This window comes from Chryseobacterium sp. JV558, assembly GCF_033712365.1.
Classification (GTDB): Bacteria; Bacteroidota; Bacteroidia; order Flavobacteriales; family Weeksellaceae; genus Chryseobacterium.
In genome coordinates this window covers 273165-298782 of the sequence record NZ_WJHU01000004.1, presented here as the reverse complement: position 1 = coordinate 298782, position 25618 = coordinate 273165, and the positions used below count along the sequence as shown (strand labels likewise).

Below are 25618 nucleotides of genomic sequence, written 5' to 3'. Positions count from 1 at the left end.
AAATGAACTGATGGCTTTTAAAATTATGCTTAAAAAGAAAAGGCAAATCTGTAGGAGTACAAATTTGCCTTTTTTATCTTAAAACTGTAGTTCTTTAAACTCCAGTAGTGTCCTTACCTTTTTCTATATATTCAGGTTTCTCGTTTTCTTCCGGAGTAATCTTAAATTTCTTAGAAACGATCATGATAACAACTCCTGCAATCATAAACGGAATAGAAAGAACCTGACCTGTATTCAGACCTCCGATCTGGATGAATTCATCACCTTGCGGTTCTTTAAGGAACTCAACAGAGAATCTGATGGCCCAAAGAATAATAAAGAACAGTCCGAATAACCATCCCTGCTGATATTTTTTATCTGTTTTTCTGTAAAGTATCCATAATAAAATGAAAAGAAGAACATACCCTACAGCTTCAAATAGCTGGCTTGGATAACGAGGTACAGTAAGACCATATTCACTGCTTTGCTGTGGGAAGAGTAAGGCAAACGGAGAATTGGGATCAGCTGGTTTACCAACGATTTCAGAATTGAAAAAGTTCCCCATTCTTACAAATGCACCTCCTAGCGCTACTACAATACCTAATCTGTCATATACCCAAAACGGATTTTTTCTGATGATTTTAAATGAATAATACAACGTCGTGAAGATCAAAGCGATGGTAGCCCCATGACTTGCCAGTCCTGAAAATCCAGTGAATTTAAAACCATTTTTTGTACTTATGGGTAAAAATACACTCCAGAAATCCTCTTTAAACAATTCCGGCTGATAGAAAATAACATGTCCTAATCTTGCCCCAAGGATGGTTCCAATTAATGTCCATGTGAAAAGAGGTTCAAGGTATCTTTGGTTAATATTGTCAATCTTAAAGATTCTGGTCATTAAAACATATCCGAAACCAAATGCAAATACAAACATCAAACTATAAAAGTGAAGGGTAAAAGATCCGATATGAATACCTTTTGAAGGATCCCATATTTTGAATGGAGTTTCAAGTTCTACTGTATCAGAAGCTGCAATAGGTTTTGCAGTTTTTACCGCATATTTAAATGTTGCAACATTTTCCTGGGTAGCAGCGGTATTGATCAGCTTAAAGTTTTTATCAAAAAACTGATAGTTGGAATCCTTGAACCTTACTAATGCTGAAGCCGCATAATTATAATAAGAAGGTTCAAGGCTGGATCCGTTGAGGATAACCACAACATTATTATTAATGGCTCTGTCCGGAAAAGCACTCAGGTCACCAATTTCTGTGGTAGAATAGATTTTTACAGGAACATTGCTTCCGTTGATATCTAAAGTTCCGTCAGATAAACCTCCAGGGTATTCCTGTGCAAAAAGAAACTGCGTTGTGAACGCAAACAGCACAAGATAAATTCTGAAAAAAATAGTATTCATTTTCTATTGATTTAATAGTTTGATTATTGACATTTATGTTTGGGTGGAACGGGATCATAACCGCTGCCTCCCCACGGATGGCATCTCAGAATTCTTTTAAATCCCAGCCAGAATCCTTTAAAGATCCCATGAACCCGAAGAGACTCAATCATATAATGAGAACAGGTAGGTTCGTAGCGGCAGTTTTTGGGAAGTAAGGGCGAGATGAACCATTGGTAAAATTTTATCAAAATTACCAGCGGAAATGTAATGATTTTATTGAATGTAAGTTTCAAAACAATGCAAAAATAGGGTAAAAAAATGAAAATTAGTTTAATTTTGTTATAAGTTTCGGAGATCGAAAATCCGGAACATTGATCTTAAAAAATAGAATTACTTTGAATCAAAATATTCCATTAGCTGAAAAATTAAGACCCAAAACCCTGAACGATGTATTGGGGCAGGAACACCTTACCGGCGATAAAGGAACGATCAGAAAAATGATTGAAAACAATACCCTGAACTCGCTGATTCTTTGGGGGCCTCCGGGAACCGGGAAGACAACACTGGCTGAAATTATCTCAGAGCAGTCAGGAAGGAAGTTCTATAAACTTTCTGCCGTTTCTTCAGGAGTAAAAGATGTTCGTGATGTCATTGATGATGCCAAAAAACAGAATCTGTTTTCAGGAAATTCACCCATTTTATTTATTGATGAGATTCACCGTTTCAATAAGTCTCAGCAGGATTCATTGCTGCATGCAGTAGAGAAAGGCTGGATTGTTCTGATAGGAGCAACTACGGAAAATCCAAGTTTTGAAGTGGTTTCAGCGTTGCTTTCAAGAAGCCAGGTTTATATTTTAAAAGCTTTGAGTTATGAAAAACTTGAAGAGTTGATTGATATTGCCTCTGAAAGATTTAATAAAGATGAAGAAACTGATTTTAAAATCCTTGAGAAAGAAGCTTTCATTCAATACTCGGGTGGTGATGCCAGGAAGTTAATCAATTCTGTAGAATTGGTTTTGAATCAATATAAAAATTCTGACACAACAGAAATCATTAACACTGATGTTCTTGAAGTTCTTCAGGAGACGATGGCGCTGTATGATAAAAACGGTGAACAGCATTATGATATTATTTCAGCCTTTATCAAGTCAATGCGTGGTGGTGATCCCAATGGAGCGGTTTATTGGCTGGCAAGGATGATTGCCGGAGGGGAAGATATAAAGTTTATTGCCCGTAGGATGCTTATTCTGGCTGCTGAGGATGTAGGGCTGGCTAATCCTAATGCACTGGTGATTGCTAATAATTGTTTTCAGGCGGTCAATGTGATCGGGAATCCTGAAGCAAGGATTATTCTTAGTGAAACAGCCATATATCTTGCAGTTTCTCCCAAAAGTAATTCTGCTTATATGGCCATTAATGAGGCTTTGGCTTTGGTGAAACAAACCGGGAATCTGCCCGTACCTCTTCATTTGAGAAATGCTCCTACAAAACTGATGAAAGATCTGGATTATGGCAAAGAATATAAGTATGCTCATTCTTATGAAGGCAATTTTGTAGAACAGGACTTTCTCCCAGAGGAAATCAGGAATGTGAAATTGTATGAGCCCGGTAAAAACTCCACGGAAAAGAAGATTTATGAGGAGCTTAAGAAAAAATGGAACAATAAATATTAAAAAGAAAAAAGGATGCTGAAAAACGGCATCCTTTTTATGAATATTAAATTATTCGGTAGTATAAATAAATAAAGTTTTCTTACCGTTGTAATCTTTTGTTTCTGCTTTTTTCTTGATCTCAGGATAGATCATTGTGCTGGTGTCTGTAAATTCATAGCCTTCAATAAATACAGGGTTGTCTGCCGGAATATTATATTGAGCATTCATATTAGATAAAGCCATTCTATCTAATATATTTTCTCCGTTCTTGAACTTGTATTCAGTCACCCCTTTTGTAAAAACAGAACTGTATTTTTTTAAACTTTGAGGAAGGCTTGCCGCAGTATTGTATACCTTGGAGACTTGTAATACGTTCTTTCTCGCATTGAACAATTCTACTGTTCCGATAGCATTGTCAGCAACTGCAAACTTCACGGCAGGATTTTTTTGCTGTGCAAATAAAGTAGTTGAAGATAGTATTAAAAAAGAATAGAGTATTTTTTTCATAATCAGAATATGTAACTGTTAAAAACGTGATAAATATAGTTATTTTTTATAAAATGTGAATGAAATCTTAGATTGTTTTACATTTTATTTAGAATAAAAACTTTTATCTTGATTATTAATCTGTAGTTTCCTGGCTTTTATCTTTTTTATCTACCATATTTCTGATGATATTTTTCAGTCGTTGAAAAGCGAAAGAACTTAATAATAAGATAATTCCGAGAGCAATAAAGGCGCTTATTCTTGAAATATTATCCATTTGCCATACATCATAACCGTAAAGTTTTAAAACCATGAGCCCTATCAATGCAAAACCGACCTTGTTGTATTCCTGAATATCTTTTTTTAAGCCCATATAAATAGAGATGCTGGCAAGAATAGTCCATATAATGGGTAGGTAAAGCATGTTGAAGTGTGCGCTGGCTTCATAAGAATGCGTAAGATTGTTAGAAACCATTAAAACATAAGAATGGTGCATTTCACAGCTTATGCAGATAATAAGTGCCAAAGATAAGATCCAATAGGAAATCCTGGCTTTATGAAATTCTGAGAATGGAATGATTCTGAAGCATACATATAGGAAAGGAATCCACTGAAGCAGGTGCAGTAAATAAAAGCTTAGATGTAGTTTTTTTGTTAAAATTGCTGTGACAATTGGCAGTGTAGAAACTGATGCATTAAGAGTGATCAGAAAGAAAAAAAGATACATCAGAACGGTTTGGATATCACTTCTGATATTCAAAGGTTTCCTGAAAAGTAATAATATGAAAACATAATAAATACTGAATAGCAATCCTATGCTGACAATTGCTGACCAAGGCATTTCTGAAACATGGTAGGTGATTTCAAGAAGAAAACTGATATAAATAACTCCATAGCTGACCATAGTAACGAGATCTTCAAAAAGGGTATTGACTTTCTCATCTGATTCTTTTCCTGTATTCCTTAATAAATATAAATTGATGATGATAGAAATGATGGTAAACGAACTGGTAATAAACGGAGGATTGAAGATGATATTGAAATTTGTTGTCCCAAAATATTCTGTCCAGGTTACAATCTGAGCGATCATGACCAATGGAAAAAGGATGTAAAAGAATATCTTGAAAATTTTATGACCTGTTTTTTTCCAGATGAAAAGCAGCAGGGTGGTTTCTATTGCCCAGATACTGGTGATAAGATGGGTTTTAAACTGAATAGCTATGGCGATAGTGATAAGGCTGGTAACGAGCCCTGCAAATACAGAATAAGCAACTCCGAAGTTTTTTCGTCCATATTCTCTGAAGAGCAGGATAGAATTGATTGCCGCAAAGACAAGCGGAAAAATAATGGGAGGTTCATATGCTAAAGTATCAAAAATGTAGAGCAGCCCCAGAACACTTGAAAAATTAGCGAAAGCAAGTATTAAAATATCAGAAGTTGAAAGTATATTTTTTTTGATGTAATCATACAGGGCAAAAAGATAGAAAATTGCATAGCTGATCATGTAAAAAGTAATGCTTAAAAGCTCCGGGCTTTCATTCGTCCAAGAAAAAAGATAAGCGGTCGTGAAAATATAGGCAGTCCATCCCACACTTTTCCAGCGTTGAAGAAAAGAGACTACCAGCATTCCAATATTCAAAAGAGTAAGGTAAATAAAAAGAAAAGGGTAGTTACTTTGTCCGGTACTGATCATCAAAGGAGCACTGAAACCTCCTATTAATGAGAAAATAATTAAGACTTCACTTTTATAATAATAGGATAAGATAATAGATGCCGCTGTTATAAGGGCGGTAATAACAAAAGCTGTATTCTGTGTAAAAAGATGATATTCCCGGAAAGCAATGGTAGCAGTGAAATATAACACAGCAATTCCGCCTCCGGTTATAATAGAAGCAAATACGGTATAGTTTTTTCTGAGAAAATGTCCTATAACGATAATTCCTGCTCCGGTACAAAAGCCAATGCCAGCTCGTGCAGTTTCTCCGATCCAGTTTTTATCAATAGCATATTTTACAAAGTAACCGATTCCGAGAACGAGGGTAAAAATACCAATGATGGTGAGTGCATTTTGTTTTAAAAAATCAAAAACGGGAGTTAACCAGTCTTTTTGAACGGGTATTGGGATTTCTTTATTTTCTTCCCTGTTTTTTATTTCTTCAGGATAAATTTGATGAGGTTGTACTTGCTGTGGAATAATAGTTTCTTCTACTGAAGCTTTCTTATGAATTACTTCAGATTGAACCGGGGCCTTATTGATTTTATAATTAAGGTCAGTGATTTCCTTTTCAAGTCTTCTGATTTTAGTATTCAGATTGTTGAAAATGATGAAGATTACTATAAGGATAATGGCAGCAACAAGTTCATTCATTTCATTAGTTTTATCAAATATAAGAAATGTTTGAAAAGCGATTTAAAAAATTAACCCATCACAGTATAAGTGATGGGTTAAATGGTATAGATAACTAACAATATGTTTTACTAGTTGGATACTTTGTAAATGTAGAATGATGCAATACTGGATCCTAGAAGACCTGCATTAATAACACCAGAATCTACAAGTCCAAAAGAGACTTTATCTCCTGCCTGGAATGAATATAAAGAGTTGATGCTGGAATCAGAAAGCGTTAGGTTGATTGCTAGCGCAAGGTTAATACCACTGAAAGGACGAGTGTCTATTATCGTTGACACTGCTGCTCTGGTTCTTGCGATTCCAATTCCCGGACCTCCTGACAATAATGATGCCTGTAGTCCTGATCCATATCTGAATGCAAATCCAACAGCATATACTCCTGTAGATGGGATGGTGTAAGAACCGTCAGTGTCTGTAAATAAAGCGGCGCTACCTATGTTTCGATCAGCTGCCACAAAGTTAACTGGCTGGAATGCTGCAGGGAAAATTCCCACGCTCAGTAGGTTGATTCCTGTAGTTTTTTTTGCTGCATATACAGAAGTGTTGGTTCCTGATGCGGCAATTAATAGTGCAGGATCTACAGTGTAAACCTGAGTGCTCCCCTGGTTAATTGCTAAAACCTGATAGCCAGGTAATGCTGTAGCTGCGGGTGTATCTCTAACTTTAAGTGTTCCATTAACATCTAGAGTTGCAGATGGAGTAGCTGTATTGATACCAACTTGCGAAAATAAAGGTAGAGTTGCGCATGCTAACATTAAGCTGTAAAGTTTGGTTTTCATGATCAAGATTTTTAATTAGTTGCTTAGCAAATATACAATAAAAATTACACCCTTCATTGTGAAATTTATAATTTTAATATTAATATGATGTAATATATTTAAACATATGTTTATATTTTGGGTAAAATTACCTCATAATTTAATTACGAGTTATTATATTTTACTTCTAATTAATTGATTGTTTATAAGGTGTTTAGAGAAAATTATTTATCTCTATTGTGTGGGTTATTTATTTGATAAAGGTATGTTATCGGGCACCGGATATTTTTTTATAAAAATTGTTTTTTTTCCTGTTTTTAGTAGGTTTAAAAGCAAAAACACTGCTCAAATGGCAGTGTTTTTAATGTATTTATTAACTTATTTTAGCTTTCTAAGAGGAATTCTTTATAGTTTCCAAGAAAATCTACATCAGCATTGATAGATTCAAGCTCTTTCAGGGCGTTTCCATGTAAGACTTCTTCCCAGGGGCCTTCCACATTGATAAAGAAGAAATAATTGCCTAGTCCGGTCTTTAAAGTTCTGGATTCAATTTTGCTGAGGTTCATCTTTCGCCATGCAAAAACAGATAAAACTTGGTGTAACCCACCGGGATGATCTTCCGGAAGCGTGATCAGCATTCCTGCTTTTTCTCCTAAAGTTTCCAGATTGTTATTTTGGTAGATGCATTGTTGTTTAGAGATAATAATAAAGCGGGTATGGTTTTGTTCGAAATCCTGAATGTTACGATTGATGATCTTCAGTCCATACAAATTGGCGGCATACTGATTGGCAACAGCAGCAATAGCAGTATCCTTATTCTCTGAAACAAATTTTGCAGCCGCGGCTGTAGAAGAAAAATCCTGTTTTGGAATGTCCTTATAATGAGTATCCAGAAAATGGAAGCTCTGTGCCAGAGCTTGAGGGTGGGAATATATTCTTTCAATATTCTCAACAGAATTTTCCGGATGAATCATCAGGTGGTGCGCAATAGGCATCACTGCTTCTGCTTCAATCTTAATAGACGGGGTCTTATATAAATAGTCCAGCGTCATAGAAACTGTTCCCTCAATAGAGTTCTCCAAAGGTACAACTGCCTTTACTGCTTCTCTGTTTTCAACAGCATTAAAACAATCCAGAATACTGGCTTGTGGTAATAAGTCTTCGTCAGGGAAAAGCTGCGCTGCGGCAAGCTGGGTAAAACTGGCATGAGGTCCCAAAAATGCAATCTTCATAATATAATATATAAGGGATGATTAAAATAAAGGTACAAAGGTGCGAATTAATTCATAAATAGAGTTCAATTTTCGGGGTATAAAGTTGCGGGTTACGTGATGCGAGTTATGTGATGCAGGATGCTGGTTACATAAACCTTGGGTCTTTAGCTTTAAAACTTCTAATCCCTACAACCTGCCACCTAATTCCTGTCACCTGACTACTCGTTCCAATTCTTCTCAATCATTTCCATTAGAAAATCAGGGCACTTGATAATCTTGTTGGTTTTTGCATCCAAAAAGAATAGAGTAGTGGAAGCTTCTGTTATTTTAACATGCTCTTCATTGTAGATTTCATATTCAAATTCGATCCTTACTCCCGGAATTTTTTTAACATAAGTATGAATTTCTAATTTTTGATCATACAAAGCTGGTCGGATATATTTAATTTTATAGTCCGAAACAGGAAGCCAAATTCCTTGGTTTTCAATTTCATCGTATGAAATTCCTATGCTTCTGAAGAGCTCAACTCTCCCCACTTCGAAGTACGTTGCATAGTTGCCATAGTATACATATTTCATTGGATCTGTTTCTGCGTAACGTACTCTTATTGAGTGTGTTGTGTGTATCATTTTAGGTGTTAAATTATACATACAAATATATTTTTAAATAATCAATACCTGCAATATTTTTTTTTGAAAAGAAAAAATTGGACCTTTGTCTTCCTTCTAAACACAGTACAAACAAAGAATAATCGGGGCATAAAAAATGGATGACAATTTAATGATGATATGGCAGAAATGCCTTCAGTTTATGCGTGATAACCTGAACGCAGCTGAAGACAATTCTGACCTGAAAAAACTTGAAAAATCTTTCGATATGTTATTCGATAAGGTTCAGCCGCTTTCATTAGTAGCAAACAACCTTACGCTTATCGTACCGAGCGATTTTTACAAGGAATATATAGAGGACAATTACCTGTCCTTACTTTCTGCTGCCCTGAAGAAAAATATTGGAAAAGGAGTGAAATTATGGTATTCTGTGATGGAAAACAGACCAAAAGGTGAAGAAAAACCGGTTACCATGAACATCAAGGGACAAAGTGTTCCTACTCCAAAAACACAGGAAACAATGCCGCAGGGATTCTCTGCTAATATTGTAAACCCTTTTGTAGTACCTGGAATAAGAAAAGTAAATATAGATTCAAACCTTAAGCCTGACTATTCTTTTGATAGTTATGTAGAAGGGGAAAGCAATAAATTTGCAGCGACTGTAGCCAGATCCATTGCAAAAAGACCTGGAGCAACTGCCTTCAACCCGTTATTCTTATATGGAGGTTACGGAGTTGGAAAAACCCACTTAGGACAAGCGGTAGGGCTTGAAGTAAAAAACCAGTTCCCTGATAAAGTAGTCCTTTATCTGTCTTCTGAAAAGTTTATCCAGCAGTTTATCTCTGCTGCCAAAGCACACAAACAGACTGAATTTGCGAATTTCTACCAAATGGTGGACGTACTGATTATTGATGATATTCAGTTCTTATCCGGAAAATCAGCTACGCAGGATAGTTTCTTCCATATTTTTGATCACCTGCATCAAAACGGAAAACAGATCATCCTTACTTCAGATAAAGCGCCTGCTGATATTATGGATATTCAGGACAGAATTGTTTCCCGTTTCAAATGGGGACTTTCTGCAGAAATCAAATCTCCGGATCTATCTACAAGAAGACAAATCATTGAAGATAAACTAAGCAGAGACGGAATTGTTCTTCCGGGAGATATGCTTGACTTCCTTGCTGTGGAAACGAAAACCAACGTAAGAGAACTTATCGGAGTGATCAACTCTGTGATCGCTTACTCTACAGTATATAAGAGAGACCTGAGTCTTGAACTGTTAAAAGAGACCATCAACAGAATTGCGGCTAACCAGAAAAAAATCATCAATATTCCTTACATCCAGGAAGTTGTATGTGATTATTTCGGAATCAAAAAAGAACAGTTACTCTCAAAAACAAGAAAAAGAGAAATTGCTTTACCAAGACAGCTTGCTATGTATTTTTCTAAAGAATTAACCAATTCTACATTTAGTAAAATCGGTGAGGAAATGGGAGGTAAAGATCACTCTACAGTAATGTATGCTTGTGATACCATCAAAGACGTATCGAAAATTGATAAAGAAATCAAGAAGTACGTAAAAGACCTTGCAGAAAGAATCAAACAATAATATTGTTGACCAGAAATAAATTGAAATGAAGGATAGTTTTATTCTTCATTTTTTATTTAGTTTTGTTGAGACAAAAGACTCTTTTTAAATAGATAGAATATGAAAATATTAATGGTTTGTCTGGGAAATATTTGCAGAAGTCCTCTGGCAGAAGGAATTATGAAAACAAAAGTGCCGGAAACTTTTGTAGTAGACTCAGCCGGAACTATTTCAATGCATGAAGGAGAACATCCCGACAAAAGAGCCATTAAAACTGCCGCGAATCATAATATTGATATCTCAAAACAGAAATCAAGACCCATTACCAGAAAAGATTTTGAAACCTTTGATAAGATCTACTGCATGGATATTGATGTATTTGAAGATGTGGTTTCCAAAACAAGAAATGAAGAAGAGCGACAGAAAGTATCATTGTTTTTGGAAGTATTGGGAGATCATGAAAATGCTGAGGTTCCGGATCCTTATTGGGGTGATATGAGTGATTTTGAAAAGGTCTTTCAGCTTTTGGATAGAGGATGTGACGCTATTAAGAACCAAATACCCCAATCATAATCATGAAAAAACTGCTGTTACTGCTCCTGATAAGCTTTAATTTCTCTTTTGCACAAACCAAAGATGAAAAGGAGATCCGTAAAGTAATGGATGACTTTATGGAATGTATTAAAACCAGAGATGAAGCCAAATACCTCTCTTTATTTCAGGAACCTGTACTTTGGACAGGAATTTACAAAGACAGAACGCAGGCCAAACGCCTTGAGAAAAATCCTAAGGCAGACTACTATTTTTCAGATGACTATAAAGCTTTTATCAAAAGTTTTAAAGATGATAAATCTGAAGAGAAATTTGACAATATTAAGATCGTGGAAGATGGAGCAATAGCTTCTGCCAATTTCGATTACAGCTTTTGGTATGACGGTAAAATGGAAAACTGGGGAAAGGAGATCTGGACATTGATGAAGATCAACGGAACCTGGAAGATTACTTCCGTTACCTTTTCTATGGATCTTACAAAATACTTTACGCAACCCTCATTGAACGAAAGAACTAAAAAATAATACAATGCTTTTTTTACTCCCTGCTTACTTATCAGAAAACACTTCTATTACCCATTTTTCGCCTGTTTTAAAAGATTATATCATGCAGACAGACTATTTCTTTGTGGAAAATGAAAAAACGGCGAGAAAGGTTGTTAAATTTTTTGCTCCGGAAAAAAAACAGGCAGATCTGAAGTTATTCTTATTAGACAAATACACGGAAAATGCAGACATCAAAGAAGCTCAGGAATTGATGCTGAAAGGGCAGGACTTCGGATTGTTGTCAGAAGCTGGATTGCCTTGTATTGCTGACCCTGGAAACCTGATTGTTAAATGGTGTCATGATAAAAATATCAGAGTAATTCCTATTTCAGGGCCTTCATCCATTATTCTTGCTTTGATTTCCAGTGGATTCAACGGACAGGAATTCACCTTCAACGGCTATCTTCCGATTGATAAAGGAGAGAAAAAGAAACACATTATGAATCTTGAAGGGCTGGTTCAGAAAACCGGATATTCACAGATTTTCATGGAAACACCATACAGAAACAATCAGCTTTTTGAAGATCTGTGCAAGTTTTTATCGCCCAATACCAAGCTGTGTATTGCGGCTAATATCAACGACCCCGAACATGAATTCATCAAAACAAAATCTATAAAAGACTGGCAGAAACAGAAGCCGGAACTTCATAAAATTCCTGCGGTATTTGTACTTGGAAAATAAACTTTACTCCTATAGCTTTACAATATAAGCATAGGAGTTTTTTTTTGTTTGAAAATCAGAATAACTATCGGAAATTTTCCTCATGGAATTGATAATGTCTTTTAAATTTTTTGCTCTTCAAACTACTCGATCTTGACTTTAATTTAATAATATTTCAACAATATGTGATAAATATAATTGGATTTGTTGTGGTTTTATTGTGTAAAATATTCTAAATTTATATTTAATTATAACATGTTATTGGTTTTAAATTCGCAAATTAATTTATAATATTAATTAATTTGTATTGTTTTATTTAATATTCATTATAAATTTTATAATTTAAACTGTTTTCGTAGATTTAAGCTAATATCTTTCGCTTTTCATTAATGATAAGGAAAGTTATAATTTCAAAGTTCAGTTTTGTATAAAATTGATCAAACCAAATCAACACCAAAATATTAAAATATGATTACACGTAAAATTTTTTTTCCGGTATTGCTGATACTGGCCATACTGGTGCCTTCTTTACTTCATGTATCTGCACATGGATATGTAATGAGTCCTGCCTCAAGAGGATATCAGGGAAGTCTGGATAAGGCTGCGATTGGCTATTCTGCAGCATTTGGAATTTATGGATCTATCATTAATGAACCCGGCTCTCTGGAAGCACCAAAAGGTTTTCCTGCATTAGGTCCGGCAGATGGAAAGATTGCTTCTGCTAATGGAAGTATAGGCGGGGATACTACATTGGATATCCAAACCGCTGACCGATGGAAGAAAACCAATATTTCCACTGGGATAAATGCTTTCATCTGGAAATATCTGGCTTACCATGCAACGGCAAAATGGCATTACTACATGACCAAACAAGGCTGGAATCCCAATCAGCCTCTTTCCCGTCAGGATCTGGAGCTCATTGGTACAGTGGCGCATAATGGAACACCTCCACAGGATAATGTGTCTCATCAGATAACAGTTCCTGCTAACCGTACGGGCTATCATATTATTTTAGCAGTCTGGGATGTAGCAGATACCACCAATGCATTTTATAATGTCATTGATGTCAATGTAACCTCAGGATCCGTATCTACACCACCAGCAACACCTACAGGATTAACTCAGCTGGGAGTAACCAGTTCTTCTGCTAAAATAGGCTGGGCTCCACAGTCAGATGCTGTATCCTACATTGTTTTCCGTAATGGACAGAATATTCAGCAGGTAAATGCAGCGGTATTTGAAGATACCGGTTTAACAGCCAATACAACGTATACGTATGAAGTACAGGCGAAAGGCTCTTCAGGACTTACTTCAGGGAAAAGCTTATCACTCAGTGTAAAAACAAACAGTGAAGGGGCTCCTGAAAAACCCTCAGCCCCATCAAATCTTCACTCAATGGGCGTTACCGAAAATTCCGTTTCACTCATGTGGATGGCTTCAACTCATTCGCAGGGGATCAAAAATTACCATGTCTTTGAAAATGGAGTCAAAATAGGAGAGACCGTGCAAACAAGCTTCTTACGAACCGGCTTAACACAAGATACAGAGTATCGTTACACTGTAAGATCTGTTGCAATGAACGATCAGATCTCTGACATAAGTAATGAATTAAAAATCAGAACCAAGAAAATTACATCAGGAAATGGCCAAACATATTGTGGAACAGAACAATATATTGCAGTCAACGCATATCCTACAGCTGGAACGAAAGTTTTCTACTCATGTAAAATATGGAAAAATAAATGGTATGCAAATCCGGGGGAGCAGCCAGGTACAAATATGGTATGGGAAGAAATAAGTGTATGCACCGAAGGCCCTGGCTGTGAATCAAGTGGTCCGGTAACCTATTGTGGCGCACAGGAATATAGTTCGGTGAAAACTTATCCGGCCGCAGGAACAAAAGTTTTCCATGCCTGTAAAATATGGGAAAACAAATGGTATGCAAATCCGGGAGATACACCGGGAAGTAATTCTGTCTGGAAAGTTGTAAGTGATTGCAATGAAGGTCAGAATTGTAAAATATCCAGTCTTACTCAGAAAGAAAACGATCTTTCAGTGATCGTATCTGAACATCTGATGAATTTTGTACCGGAAAGCTACGTTGATAGAATAAGTAGAGTAGATATCATTACGCCTCACGGACTTCAGATCATGACTTTTATGAATCCTGGGAAAAGCAGTGTGAATATCAGCCGCCTTCAATCCGGAATCTATTTTGTGAGAATCCTTAATAAGGATGGAAGTACTATTACTAAAACCATTAGAAAGTAAAAAAGTACAAAAAAATTAATAGTGCCGTCTTGTAATAAGGCGGCTTTTTTTTGTTAGAAAACTATAAAAATATTTAACAGCTCTTAACAAGGCTATTGCATTATTCTTGTTTTTTAAAACTATACTGGAAACAATATAAATTGTTGATAATGCAGTGAAAACCCGGGCATCTTCGATGCCCGGGTTTTTAGATATTAATTTTTATTTTTTTTGCCAGATTTCCATTTCTTCCAAAAGAAAACAATAAACGGAATGATTAAAAAGAAGGGCCAAAGAGAAACTATTCCGAGCATAAAGCTTACAAAACTGTTCCAGCCTTGCGTTACCGAATCTACAAACCGGCTTCCAAAACCTATTTTTGAGGTTGCCGAACTTCTCACTTTTTCTTTATATAAATTTAAACTTAAGGTACTGTAATTCACGCGGTCATCTATAAAACGAAGTCTGCCTTCTGCCACATCAATTTCATCTTCAAGCTCGCGGATTTTTTCCTGAATTTCAAGCATATCTTTTGTGGTTGCAGCACTTTTAAGCATGTCCCGATACTTTTCGAGATAGATTTTTTTATTGGCCAGTTTTATTGATACATCAGTATATTCTTCAGTGACATCATTGGATGAAATATTTTTGGATAAAACAGACCCTACTCCGTCAGAAAATGAACTGATAAGGGCATCAAAATTTTTATGAGGAACCCTGATGATCAGGTTAAGATTATCATCCATATCAGTATTTTGAAAATCCTCTTTCTGAATATAAGCATTGTTTTTCTTTAAGATATCATTCACCTGGCGCTGAGCTTTTTTAATATCGCCCACCTGGATCTTCATGTCACCGTTTTTGATGATTTTTTTGGAGATCGTATCAGTTTTCTTTGGGGTGTAAACATCTTTGTTGGTTCCGTTCTCATCAGAAGACAGTTTTTCAGAAACAAAAGCTGGTGGAGGTAAAGGTGCTGTAGCAGAAGAAGGTGTTTTGTCTTCGGTTATAACTTCCATCAGGTCGGCTTTCACTTCTTGTTTTTCACCACCAGATTTGTTGCAATTGATCAGGATAAGACCTGATAATAGGAAAATAATTTTTTTCATGGGTTAATTGTTAATTAGTTTTTTACGGATATGATCAAAAAGTGTGCTCAAAAATGATTGTTTGTAAGATTGATTAAAATTTAAATACGAAAGAATGTTTTAATAAGCAGAGGAAATAGCTGTAAAACCTACCTTAAAAATTGCTGTGACTGGTAAATTATTTCTATTTTTAATTCATGAAAAAAAGTCTTTTAGCATTTGTGTTTTCTCCATTTCTGATGTACGCCCAGGAAGCCCCGAAACTTACAGACGAAATGGCGATGAAATTATCCGACAAGCCACTTCACTGTATCAATCAGGAATATCCTAATAAAACTGCGCATATCATCAATAATGCAGGCGAAGTTCCTTTAACTCCAAAAGATCTACACCCTAGTTTTTATGGGTGTTTTGACTGGCACAGCTCTGTTCATGGACATTGGATGCTCACAAGACTTTTGAAAACAAAACCCAATCTCTCCAATGCCAAAGAGATTGAAAAAATTCTGGATGAATCTTTTCAGAAGGATAAATTGAAAACAGAGGCTGATTATTTTACAAAATATCAACTGACAGGAACTTTTGAGAGAACTTATGGCTGGGCATGGATCTTAAAACTGGACGAAGAATTGATCAACTGGGACCATCCGAAAGCTAAAATATGGCATGAAAACCTGAAACCGCTAACCGATCAGATCCTTAAATCCTGGAAAACCTATCTTCCAAAACAAACTTATCCAAACAGAACAGGAGTTCACCCCAATACTGCATTTGCAATGTCTTTTGCCATAGATTGGGCAAGAGCCAATAAAGATAAAGAGTTTGAAAACCAGCTGATGGAAAAGGCTAAATACTTCTTCTTAAAAGAGCAGAAAACACCTGCTTATCTTGAGCCTGATGGGTCAGATTTCTTTTCGCCAAGTCTTGAAATTGCTGATCTGATGCGCAGAGTTCTTCCTCAAAAAGAATTTGTACAGTGGCTGAGTGCTTTCTACGAAAAAAGAAGTCTGGAAAATGTTGAAAAAATCCCTGTGGTAAGTGATCTTAGCGATTATCAGACCGTTCACCTTGTGGGATTATCATTTTCAAAAGCATGGTGTATGAAAGGTATTTCCAATGCTCTTCCTACAGGTCATCTACTGAAAAAAGACTTCAGAAAAAAGGCAGATGTATTTCTTGCTAATGGTTTACCGTTGCTTTTCCAAGGGAATTACGGAGGTGATCACTGGCTGGCAAGTTTTGCAGTATATGCTCTGGAAGATTAATATCTGATTCCCGTCTTTTTAAGAATAAAACCTAACAACCAGATCGGCCCTATCAGAAGAAACTGAAGATCTTTGAGAAAAGATGGCTTTTGTCCCTCTATTTTATGACCTATCAACTGGAAAATCCAGGTAATAACGAATACAGAAAGGTAAACGATCCATGATTGTTTACCAAAACTGATATTGGCCAAATAAATAAAATGCTCCATAATAAGCATAATGACCGCCATCATAATAGCGATCAAAAGAGAAAGTCTTATATAAAATAAAGTAATAAGAAAAATCACAATAAAGCTGATGATACTGATGCATCCGAAATAAGAAGCACAGAAATGAGGTGATGGAATCAGGGATGCAAAGCCCAGAATCGTCCAGAAAATTAAAGGCACACAAATCCAGTGAATAAACTTGTTGATAGCATTTCTGTGGCTTTTACTGTATTCTGCAAATAATAGATCAACCTTTCTCATACTGACAGGAAATTGGATTGATGCTAAAATAATAAAATTTTGTAATCACTGGCAAGATTGCTTACATTTGTCTTATGTCTGCCTTAGAAAAGTTCGGAGTTGATATTTTTACAGAACGTAATATTTTCGAGCGAATAGCTGTCGATAAGCCTTTCCGTCCTGATAATCCTGCTTTTATTTTTATTAAATCAGGAACCATAAAACTTCGCCAGCACTTCAGTGATCTGGAAGTTTCCGCCAATATGTTTATGGTAACGGATCCGCAAACCATCTATGAAGTGGTTTCTGTGACCGATGATTTTCAGTCCCGCATGGTTTCTTATAAAAGAGAATTTATTTCTGCTTTATCATTGAAATTTAACCGTTTGATTACCTATCGTTATTTCAGGCAGCAGATGAATAAAGGCGTTCCTTTTCCCGAAGATGAAATGGAAGTAGTCTGGAAAAGTGTCAATTTCCTGAAGTATATTTTGGACTCTGAAACAGAAATGTTGTACAAGAAAGAAATGGTAGAACATCTTTTCTCTGTTTTCTGCTATCAGATGGCAGGAATCATTTCTAAGGAGGATAACAGTTCTATGAATCAGATGTCCAGACAGCAGGAGATTGTATTTGTGTTTCTTACTGATCTTGCAGAGCATCACCTTACTGAAAGAACCGTTGAGTTCTATGCCGAAAGGCAGTCGATTACAACCAGACATCTGTCTTCTGTGGTGAAGACGATTACAGGTAAATCTGCGAGTCAGATCATTGCTTTAATTGTCATCAATGAAGCAAAAGTACTCCTAAACTCTTCTAATAAACCAGTTTCAGAGATTTCTTCTATGCTTGGTTTTAGTGATCAATACGCATTTTCTCATTTTTTTAAGAAACATATGGAAGTAAGTCCTACACAGTACAGACATCTGTTCGAAAGCTAGAATCTTACATTTGAACATCTTTTTCCAAAAATCAAACATTTGATTGATTTTGTTGTTGTCCTAACTTTGCATCTGTAAAACAAGGTAAAATGACAAAGAAAATAAAAACAGCACTATCAGTTTTGATAGCCGCTTTTCCCGCGCTGTTTTTTTCACAACAGATCAAGCAGATGACCGCAGGTGAGGTGGCGGAACTCGCTGTTCAGAACCATCAGCAGCTCAAAGTGTCTGCACAGAATATTGATATTGCAAAGCAAAACACGAATGTTGTTAAACTTCAAAAACTGCCCACTATTACTGCTTCTACAAGCCAGTTCTATTTAGGGGATGCAGTAGCCATCGACAAAGATTTTTCAAATTCTACAAAAGTTCCGATGCCGCATTACGGAAGTTCATATGCTGTACAGGCCACACAACTAATCTTCAAAGGAGGATTGGTGAATAAGTCTGTTGAAATGGCAGGACTTCGTGAGCAGCTTTCTGAACTGGATTTAGAGAAAAATAAGCAGGATGTAAAGTTTTTGGTAATTTCCAATTATCTGGACGTCTATAAAACGGTGAACCAGCAAGAGGTATTTCAGAATAACAAAAAGCTGGCGCAGGAACGTCTTAAAAATATTCAGAAGTTCTATCAGCAAGGGATGGTGACCAGAAACGAAGTGATTCGTGGAGAATTGGCCATCAAAAACCTGGATCAGGGAATTCTGACGCTTACCAACAATAAGAAAATCCTTAATTATAATTTGAATATTGCTTTAGGTTTATCCTCGGATACAGAAATTGTTCCTACAGAAAACTTAGAGAATAAGGAATCGGGGATAGGTATGGATTACTATACAGACCTTGCTCATGAGAAAAACCCATTGCTTAAATCTGCTCAAAAAAATATTGTTGTTGCAGATAAAAACATTGAGATCATAAAAACCGATAATGCACCTACTGTAGCCGGATTTGGAGGCTATACCCTACAAAGACCGATTACGACAAGAAATCCTGTTTTGGATATGTATTCCGGAGGCTGGCAGACCGGAGTTTCTTTGAGTTACAATATAGATACGTTGTATAAAACGAAAGAAAAAGTAAAATTGGGTGTAATGCAAAAGAACCAGGCAAATGATGCTATGACCCTGGTACAGCAGAATGTAGATATGGGAGTGAATGCAGCCTATACAAAATATCAGGAAGCCATCCAGCAGGCGGATATTCTGAATGACTCCAAAAGACTGGCTGAAGAAAATTACAAGATTACGGAAGCCAAATATCTGAACCAGCTGGCAGTACAGGCCGAAATGATAGATGCCCAGAACCAGAAACTGCAGTCGGAGTTAGATTATGCCAACGCTGAAATCAATGTTTTGTATCAGTATTATAACCTTTTGAAATCTACAGGAACACTTTAATTTTTAAAACTGAAAATCAACAATGGAAAACAAGGAACAAACCACTCAAAATACAACACCAGCTCCTGCTGCGCCAAGCGCAGAGAATAAAAAAAAGAAAAATAAAACCAATAAAATCAGAGCTATTATTTCCAATATCATTGTCTTCTTGGTCATTGGCTTTGGATTATTCTGGCTGGTACGCAATTATTTCCATATTGGAAGTAAAACGTATACAGAAGCCGCGCAGGTAGAAGAATTTATCAATCCTATTAATACAAGAGTTTCTGCTTATATCAAAGAAATTAAATTCATTGAACATCAGCATGTAAAAAAAGGAGATACGCTGGTTGTTCTGGATGACCGTGAAATTCTTACCCAATTGGGACAGGCTGAAGCTGCCTATCAGAATGCGATGGCACAAAGAACAGCAACAAGTTCTTCTGTGAATACAGTTTCAAACAATATCAGTGTGATGCAGTCTAATATTGCCGGAGCAAAAGCCAGACTATGGAATGCAGAACAGAACTTAAACAGATATAGAAATCTTTTATCTGCTGAAGCAGTTACAAGACAGCAGTACGATCAGGTAAAGACAGAATATGATGCTCAAAAGGCAGCTTATGATGCTTTAGTAAACCAAAAACAGTCAGCTAACCTTTCCACTACCGAAGTGAAAAGCAAATTAGGAATCAATGATGCTGAAATCAAAAGAACGAAATCAGCATTGGATATGGCTAAGATCAATCTATCATATACAGTGATTACTGCACCTTATGACGGAGTAATGGGAAGAAGAACTATTTCTGAAGGCCAGTTGATTCAGCCGGGCCAGCAAGTGGCAACTATTGTTCTGAATGGTCAGAAATGGGTGACAGCCAACTTTTTGGAAAACCAGATGCCCAATATTAAAATTGGTGAGAAAATATCCATGACAGCCGATGCTTTGGGAGGTAAAACATTTGAAGGAGTAGTGACTGCCGTTTCAGCCGCTACCGGATCAAGATATTCAAATGTGCCGACAGATAATTCTACCGGAAACTTCATTAAAGTACAGCAGAGAATTCCTGTAAGAATAGAATTTACAGCTTCCAATACAAAAGAAGATCTGGATAAACTGAGCGCAGGAATGAATATGAATGTGAATATTAATAAAGACTAAAGATGTAAGATATCAGATTCCAGACATTATGTGTAGGGAAAACCAAGGTTGAATGCTGAAAGTTTGCCATCTGATATCTACCATCTATTACCTAAAAAATCATGTACAACAAAGGATTATATAGTGACTGGGTACCGAAACCCGTACAGCTGCTGCTGATTGTATTGCTGCTTGCAGTGGTAATGCCTATCGGTGGAGTGTATACTGGGAATATCAGCTATCTTGCAGGAGGTACCGGCGCCATGACGGAATACTTCATGTGGGCTAATTATGCGACCACCATAGGAATGGGGGCTTGTATGCCCATTGTTCTCAGAATGAAAATGAGGTTCAAAGTAAGAGATAAAATGGTGGCTTTACTGGTGATTCTTGCATTTCTGAACTTTGTGAATGCAACGACTCTACAACCAATGGTGTTTGTATTTACTTCTCTGCTTATCGGGTTTATGAAAATGATGATCACAATAGAACTGTTTCTTCCGCTGATGATGATGATCGGAAACCGGGGAATGTTTTACGGTCTGTTCTATACATTTGTTTTGATGATGAACCAGGTAGCGACTTATTATGCTGCTGAAGTAGCTGTTTCTTACAACTGGCAGCAGTTTTATATTCTGACATCTGTTTTATGTATGATACTGGCACTTATCCATTGGATTTTTATGCATAACAAATACTTTGCGCTAAAAGTACCATTACATTATATCGACTGGCTGAGTATTCTGCTTTTTATCTCTACTTTCATGTTTTCAGCTTATGTATTTTCTTTCGGGAAACAGCAGGATTGGCTGAACTCAAAGAATATCATTAATGCCAGTATTGCCGCTTTTACAAGTTTTGCACTGCTTACCATTCGTCAGTTGACATTGAAGAGACCTTACCTTTCATTTAAAATATTCGCAAAAAACAATGTTCAGCACGGTCTGTTTATGCTAACCTGGCTGGGAATGTTTTTAGGAACGGCATCTATTCAGAATACGTTTGCGCTAGGAGTGCTGGGATATGATTCGGTTACGAATGCCAGACTGAGTATGCTGATGATTCCCGGGATCATTCTGGCGGGGGTGATTGCCGTATTTTGGTTTAAAAAAGAGAAACCCTTAAGAATGTTCATCTTCTCAGGATTTGCTGCGATGATGGGATATTCGATTATCATGTACTTTTCCATGGTACTGGAATTCAATTATGACAACTGGTATCTGCCAATGTTTCTGAAAGGTTACGGAATGTGTGCGTTATTTATCTCGGTATGGTTTTATACTTTGGATAAACTTGAAATGGATGATATGCTGGCAGCGATAGGGCTTGTCCTGGTCTGGAGAACGTTTCTTGCAGTAGGTCTTTTTTCAGCGATTTTTTCATGGTTTCAATACCATTTTCAGGTAATTGCTATAGGAGATCTTGCTGTTTATATGGATGGGATGACGATTACACCTCAGAATGTAGCTTCCAATATGAAAGCAATTCAGCTGAATGCCATTATTATAGCGGGTAAAAAACTGTTTGGATACATTATTTTGGTTGGATTTGGAGTCTTGATATATGTTCTTACTCATCATTTTGGAAAAGAACGTTTCCAGTATTTAAGATTTATCAGAGTACTTGGCGGGAAATCAGTCATCGCAAGAAGAAGACTTCGTGAAAGAAAAAAATTATTAGAAGAAATAAAAGATGCTGCAGGACCTGCAGTATAAATGAAACCTTGTTTTTCACTAGTAAAATCCTGGTCCTTCATTGGGTCGGGATTTTACGTTTTTAAGAAGATGTCAAATTTTAAACTTTTTTGAAACATTAAGATTGTATTAAGGTGTTTAGAGTATTAAGATGTGCTTCGCTTTAAGCTTAAAAATCAGAATGATTTATCTTAACTATACTTTATTCCTTCTTAATGGTTTTTATTTATATCCAGATTTAGAAAACTTTTCTGTAAAAAGATGTTTACCATCATAAAATAAGGGAAAATCTCATAGTATGTTATTTTTATTCTTTCTAAATAAGAATTATCTTTGTGAGATTATAAAACTTTGAAGTAGAAAGAATGAAAAAGCAGTATGCATTCATAGGTCTTTTGGTTTCGGGAGTGATGATTTCCCAGACAGCTAAAGACTCTATTGCCTCTAAAGGTATTGAAGATGTGGTGATTGTAGCCTCCAGAAAACCTACGAAAATTTCTGAAGTTCCGGGAACCGTTTGGGTAGTACAGAAAGAAAAGATCCAGGAACAAGCTAAAAGCGGAGTTCCCATCAAAGAAATGTTATCAATTCTAATTCCCTCTATGGATATTGGCCCACAGGGAAGAACCAACTACGGGCAGAATATGAGAGGCCGTTCTGCGCTGGTGATGATCGATGGAGTTTCTTTGAACAGTATCCGTGCAATCAGCCGCCAGCTGGATGCCATCGATCCTTTTAATATTGAAAGAATTGAAGTTCTTTCCGGAGCAAGCTCAATCTATGGGGGAAATGCTACCGGAGGAATTATTAATATTATTACAAAAACACCTTCTAAAAAAGGAATCAGTGGAGAAACAGAACTTGGAGTGCGTACAGGTTTTATGGGTAAAGACGATCATGATTTCCGTGCTGCTCAATCCATTGCTGCCAAAGGTGATAAATTCTTCGGAAGGCTAGGAGTTGCTTATCAGCAGAACGGAGGTGTGTATGGAGCAGATCAGAAACAGCTTTTTACAGATATTACACAAACCGACCTTCAGTATAACCAGTCGATTGATATTTTGGCTACAGGAGGATATCAGTTTAACAATAAACATAAGATCACAGCCTCTCTTCAGTATTATAATTCTAAATTTAATGGAGACAGAAGTTTATTTTTAGGTGAAAACTTAAGTGCGTTCACGACAAAAAATGCTTCATTGCTACAAATGAAAGATGGTTTCTCATCCGATAAAAATGTAGGTACAGAGCGTTATATGGCAACAGTAGCTTATAATGCAAATGGAATTTTGGGCGGTCAGGACCTTTATATACAGCTGGCAACCCGTGGTGAAAAATTAGGATTCTATCCATTCCCTGGAAATGTTACGTTACAGTCAGGGAGAATACCTTATATGTCTTCTTCACAACAGGATACTTATTATTCCGGGATTAAAGCTTTGCTATCCAAATCTTGGCGTGGATTAAACGTTACCTATGGAGTTGATTTTGATTTTGAGAAATTTGAAGGAACACAATCTGTTTATGATATTGCCAAAACAATGTCCAGCGGAGGTTTAGTCAATGAAACAAAATACAGCTTGGGAAGATATCCTACCAACCACTCACAGAGTTATGCAGGGTATGTGCAGGCAAAATATAATATTCTTCCAAAACTACAATTGAATGCAGGAATCCGTTATCAGAATATTAATGTTAAGATGGACGATTTTGTAGGTTCCGAACAGCAGACACAGGTTGCGATGGGATACGGAAGTTCAGCATCTGCAATTCCCGGTGGTGAAAGTTCTTATAATGTAACCTTAGCCAATGCCGGATTATTGTACAAGTTTAATGAGCAGCATCAGGTTTGGGGAACTTTTTCTCAGGGAGCAAGTTTAGCTGATCCTGCCAAGTTTTACGGAATCGGGCAATATAAACTTGTGGGGACCAACTGGGATGTTGTATCCAGTATCAATGTAAAAGAACAGCCGCTGCAGGCGATCAAAACCAATCAGTTTGAAGTAGGATACCGTGTAAACAGAGGAGGTTTAAGAGCCCAGATTGCCGGATTCCTGAGTACTTCTGATAAAACGGTTGCTGTAGATAAAAAGACTTTCCAGATTCTTGTGAATGATTTGAAATTAAGAAACATGGGAATAGAAGCTGAGGTTTCCTATTCCTTAAGCAATGGAGTTTATTTCGGAGCAAGCGGACTTTTGATCAAATCTGAAGTTGATAATAAAGGAGAATGGCAGAAGCAGGAGATTTACAATGCTTCTCCATCAAAATTGGTGACCTATATCGGGTATAATATTAAAAACTGGTCATTCAGATTCCAGTCGTTACAGAATTTCAAACAGAAAGACGAACTTAATAATGTGGTGGAAGGCTACAATACTTCAGACCTGATGATGGGATACCGATTTAACTGGGGTAAATTCAATTTAGGAATCCAGAATTTATTTAATACAGATTATCAAACCATTTGGAGCAAGCGTTCCCAGGTTTTATATTCTACCTACGGACTTCCGGAATTGTTTAATTATAAAGGAAGAGGAAGAACATTCAATCTTTCTTACACTTTTGAATTTTAAAAGTACGATTAAGGTTTAAATGGCCTTGATCTGAAAATATATTGTATTTCAAATCCGGTTTCTGAAATTGATCGGAAACCTGATTTTAATTTTAAAAAATCAGTTATGGCTAAAATTTCAACAGGGCAGATTGTTGCCGAAGTCACCAGAAAAGAATACATTACTGACCATTTTATCAGAGTGTATTTATACTCATCGGAAGTTCAGGTATTCAAAAATACCATGGTGGGAGATAATAATAAGATTGCTGTTCCGCCAGCAGGTCTCAACGAGATCCATTTTCCCACGCTGGATGAAAATCATCAATGGGTTTATCCGCCTAAAGAGGTAGCTCCAGCTATCAGAACCTACACCCACAGAGGAATTGATCTGGCGAAAAATGAATTAATCATCGATTTTGTAGATCATGGAGACGGAGGTCCTGCATCCAGATGGGTAAGAGAGGCTGAGGCAGGTTCCAAGCTGGGAGTGATGATGCGTTTGGAAGGAAAAGAACTATATCCTGTAGCAGATTGGTATCTGTTGGTAGGTGATGCTACAGCCATTCCGGTGATCAGTGCTATTTTGGAAACACTTCCTGAAAAAGCAAAAGGCATATGTATCATCGAAGTTCATGGAAAGGAAGACGAACAACAGCTTGAAACCAAGGCTCAAATTGATTTTAAATGGCTACACAATGCACAACCTCAGATCAACAGTGAAATTCCAAATATTGTAAAAAGTATTGAGATTCCTGAGGTGAGTAAATTTGGTTATGTTGCCTGTGAATTTTCAAGTGTAAAAGAGATCAGAAACTATCTGAGAAAAGAGAAAAACTGGACTTCCCAGGAATTATACGCTTATTCTTACTGGAAAGCGGGTGTTGCAGAGAACGAATCGCAGGCAGACAGACATAAGGAGAAGGATTCGATGGAGTAGGAAGGAGATAGGTGGCAGATGATAGGTAGCAGGAATTAGGGAGTAGAAGATTTAAAGTTCGA

General features: G+C 36.6%; 21 protein-coding genes. 12 read left to right on the top strand and 9 right to left on the bottom strand.

Going from position 1 to position 25618, the window contains the following annotated elements:
* Nucleotides 1–94: 94 nt before the first annotated feature.
* Nucleotides 95–976, bottom strand: coding sequence for a prolipoprotein diacylglyceryl transferase (lgt, locus tag GFU89_RS15805; protein ID WP_318848311.1), 882 nt, complete (start codon nt 974–976; stop codon nt 95–97).
* A 443-nt stretch (nt 977–1419) separates the two neighbouring features.
* Entirely contained in the window at nt 1420–1671 is a 252-nt protein-coding gene (gene yidD / locus GFU89_RS15800) for a membrane protein insertion efficiency factor YidD (protein WP_047423501.1), read from the bottom strand.
* A 102-nt stretch (nt 1672–1773) separates the two neighbouring features.
* Here yidD and GFU89_RS15795 point away from each other — a divergent pair, with 102 nt between their 5' ends.
* The gene (locus GFU89_RS15795; RefSeq protein WP_318848048.1) at nt 1774–3051 is read left to right on the top strand and encodes a replication-associated recombination protein A; all 1278 of its coding nucleotides are present in this window, start codon (nt 1774–1776) and stop codon (nt 3049–3051) included.
* 48 nt (nt 3052–3099) lie between these two features.
* Here the strand turns inward: GFU89_RS15795 and GFU89_RS15790 are convergent, their stop codons facing one another.
* The 5 genes from GFU89_RS15790 to GFU89_RS15770 all read right to left on the bottom strand — a co-directional run bounded on the left by GFU89_RS15790 (nt 3100) and on the right by GFU89_RS15770 (nt 8527).
* Nucleotides 3100–3537 (bottom strand): hypothetical protein, encoded by a 438-nt coding sequence (locus GFU89_RS15790; RefSeq protein WP_318848047.1) that lies wholly within the window; start codon nt 3535–3537, stop codon nt 3100–3102.
* Nucleotides 3538–3652: 115 nt separating this feature from the next.
* A complete protein-coding gene (locus GFU89_RS15785; RefSeq protein WP_318848046.1) occupies nt 3653–5884 on the bottom strand; it encodes a DUF2339 domain-containing protein in 2232 nt (743 codons plus the stop codon).
* A gap of 110 nt (nt 5885–5994) precedes the next feature.
* The gene (locus GFU89_RS15780) at nt 5995–6705 is read right to left on the bottom strand and encodes a hypothetical protein (protein WP_318848045.1); all 711 of its coding nucleotides are present in this window, start codon (nt 6703–6705) and stop codon (nt 5995–5997) included.
* Nucleotides 6706–7067: 362 nt separating this feature from the next.
* On the bottom strand, nt 7068–7916 hold the full coding sequence (gene pheA / locus GFU89_RS15775) for a prephenate dehydratase (RefSeq protein ID WP_318848044.1): 849 nt from the start codon (nt 7914–7916) through the stop codon (nt 7068–7070).
* Between the two features lie 200 nt (nt 7917–8116).
* Nucleotides 8117–8527, bottom strand: a complete 411-nt coding sequence (locus GFU89_RS15770) for a thioesterase family protein (protein WP_318848310.1) — start codon at nt 8525–8527, stop codon at nt 8117–8119.
* A 136-nt stretch (nt 8528–8663) separates the two neighbouring features.
* Here GFU89_RS15770 and dnaA point away from each other — a divergent pair, with 136 nt between their 5' ends.
* The 5 genes from dnaA (at nt 8664) to GFU89_RS15745 (ending at nt 14126) form a co-directional block, all read left to right on the top strand.
* Nucleotides 8664–10118: a chromosomal replication initiator protein DnaA gene (gene dnaA / locus GFU89_RS15765; RefSeq protein ID WP_318848043.1), complete on the top strand. Its 1455-nt coding sequence runs from the start codon at nt 8664–8666 to the stop codon at nt 10116–10118.
* Nucleotides 10119–10217: 99 nt separating this feature from the next.
* Nucleotides 10218–10670 carry a low molecular weight protein-tyrosine-phosphatase gene (locus tag GFU89_RS15760; protein WP_318848042.1) on the top strand — a complete coding sequence of 151 codons (453 nt, stop codon included), beginning with the start codon at nt 10218–10220 and terminating at the stop codon, nt 10668–10670.
* Nucleotides 10671–10672: 2 nt separating this feature from the next.
* Nucleotides 10673–11173 (top strand): nuclear transport factor 2 family protein, encoded by a 501-nt coding sequence (locus GFU89_RS15755; RefSeq protein WP_318848041.1) that lies wholly within the window; start codon nt 10673–10675, stop codon nt 11171–11173.
* 4 nt (nt 11174–11177) lie between these two features.
* Nucleotides 11178–11876, top strand: a complete 699-nt coding sequence (locus GFU89_RS15750; RefSeq protein WP_318848040.1) for an SAM-dependent methyltransferase — start codon at nt 11178–11180, stop codon at nt 11874–11876.
* Between the two features lie 447 nt (nt 11877–12323).
* Nucleotides 12324–14126: a lytic polysaccharide monooxygenase gene (locus tag GFU89_RS15745; RefSeq protein WP_318848039.1), complete on the top strand. Its 1803-nt coding sequence runs from the start codon at nt 12324–12326 to the stop codon at nt 14124–14126.
* A 194-nt stretch (nt 14127–14320) separates the two neighbouring features.
* Here the strand turns inward: GFU89_RS15745 and GFU89_RS15740 are convergent, their stop codons facing one another.
* Nucleotides 14321–15214 carry a DUF4349 domain-containing protein gene (locus tag GFU89_RS15740; RefSeq protein ID WP_318848038.1) on the bottom strand — a complete coding sequence of 298 codons (894 nt, stop codon included), beginning with the start codon at nt 15212–15214 and terminating at the stop codon, nt 14321–14323.
* A 176-nt stretch (nt 15215–15390) separates the two neighbouring features.
* Here GFU89_RS15740 and GFU89_RS15735 point away from each other — a divergent pair, with 176 nt between their 5' ends.
* A complete protein-coding gene (locus GFU89_RS15735) occupies nt 15391–16458 on the top strand; it encodes a DUF2891 domain-containing protein (protein WP_318848037.1) in 1068 nt (355 codons plus the stop codon).
* Here GFU89_RS15735 and GFU89_RS15730 read toward each other — a convergent pair.
* A complete protein-coding gene (locus tag GFU89_RS15730) occupies nt 16455–16928 on the bottom strand; it encodes a DUF962 domain-containing protein (RefSeq protein WP_318848036.1) in 474 nt (157 codons plus the stop codon). The genes GFU89_RS15735 and GFU89_RS15730 overlap by 4 nt on opposite strands.
* 74 nt (nt 16929–17002) lie before the next feature.
* On the opposite strand from GFU89_RS15730, the gene GFU89_RS15725 reads away from it, so the two are divergent.
* The 5 genes from GFU89_RS15725 (at nt 17003) to GFU89_RS15700 (ending at nt 25556) form a co-directional block, all read left to right on the top strand.
* On the top strand, nt 17003–17848 hold the full coding sequence (locus GFU89_RS15725; RefSeq protein ID WP_318848035.1) for an AraC family transcriptional regulator: 846 nt from the start codon (nt 17003–17005) through the stop codon (nt 17846–17848).
* Nucleotides 17849–17937: 89 nt separating this feature from the next.
* A complete protein-coding gene (locus GFU89_RS15720; RefSeq protein WP_318848034.1) occupies nt 17938–19248 on the top strand; it encodes a TolC family protein in 1311 nt (436 codons plus the stop codon).
* Nucleotides 19249–19270: 22 nt separating this feature from the next.
* On the top strand, nt 19271–20389 hold the full coding sequence (locus tag GFU89_RS15715) for an HlyD family secretion protein (protein ID WP_318848033.1): 1119 nt from the start codon (nt 19271–19273) through the stop codon (nt 20387–20389).
* Between the two features lie 2038 nt (nt 20390–22427).
* Nucleotides 22428–24638, top strand: coding sequence for a TonB-dependent receptor (locus GFU89_RS15705; RefSeq protein WP_318848031.1), 2211 nt, complete (start codon nt 22428–22430; stop codon nt 24636–24638).
* 105 nt (nt 24639–24743) lie between these two features.
* Entirely contained in the window at nt 24744–25556 is an 813-nt protein-coding gene (locus GFU89_RS15700) for a siderophore-interacting protein (protein WP_318848030.1), read from the top strand.
* The last annotated feature ends 62 nt before the right edge of the window (nt 25557–25618 follow it).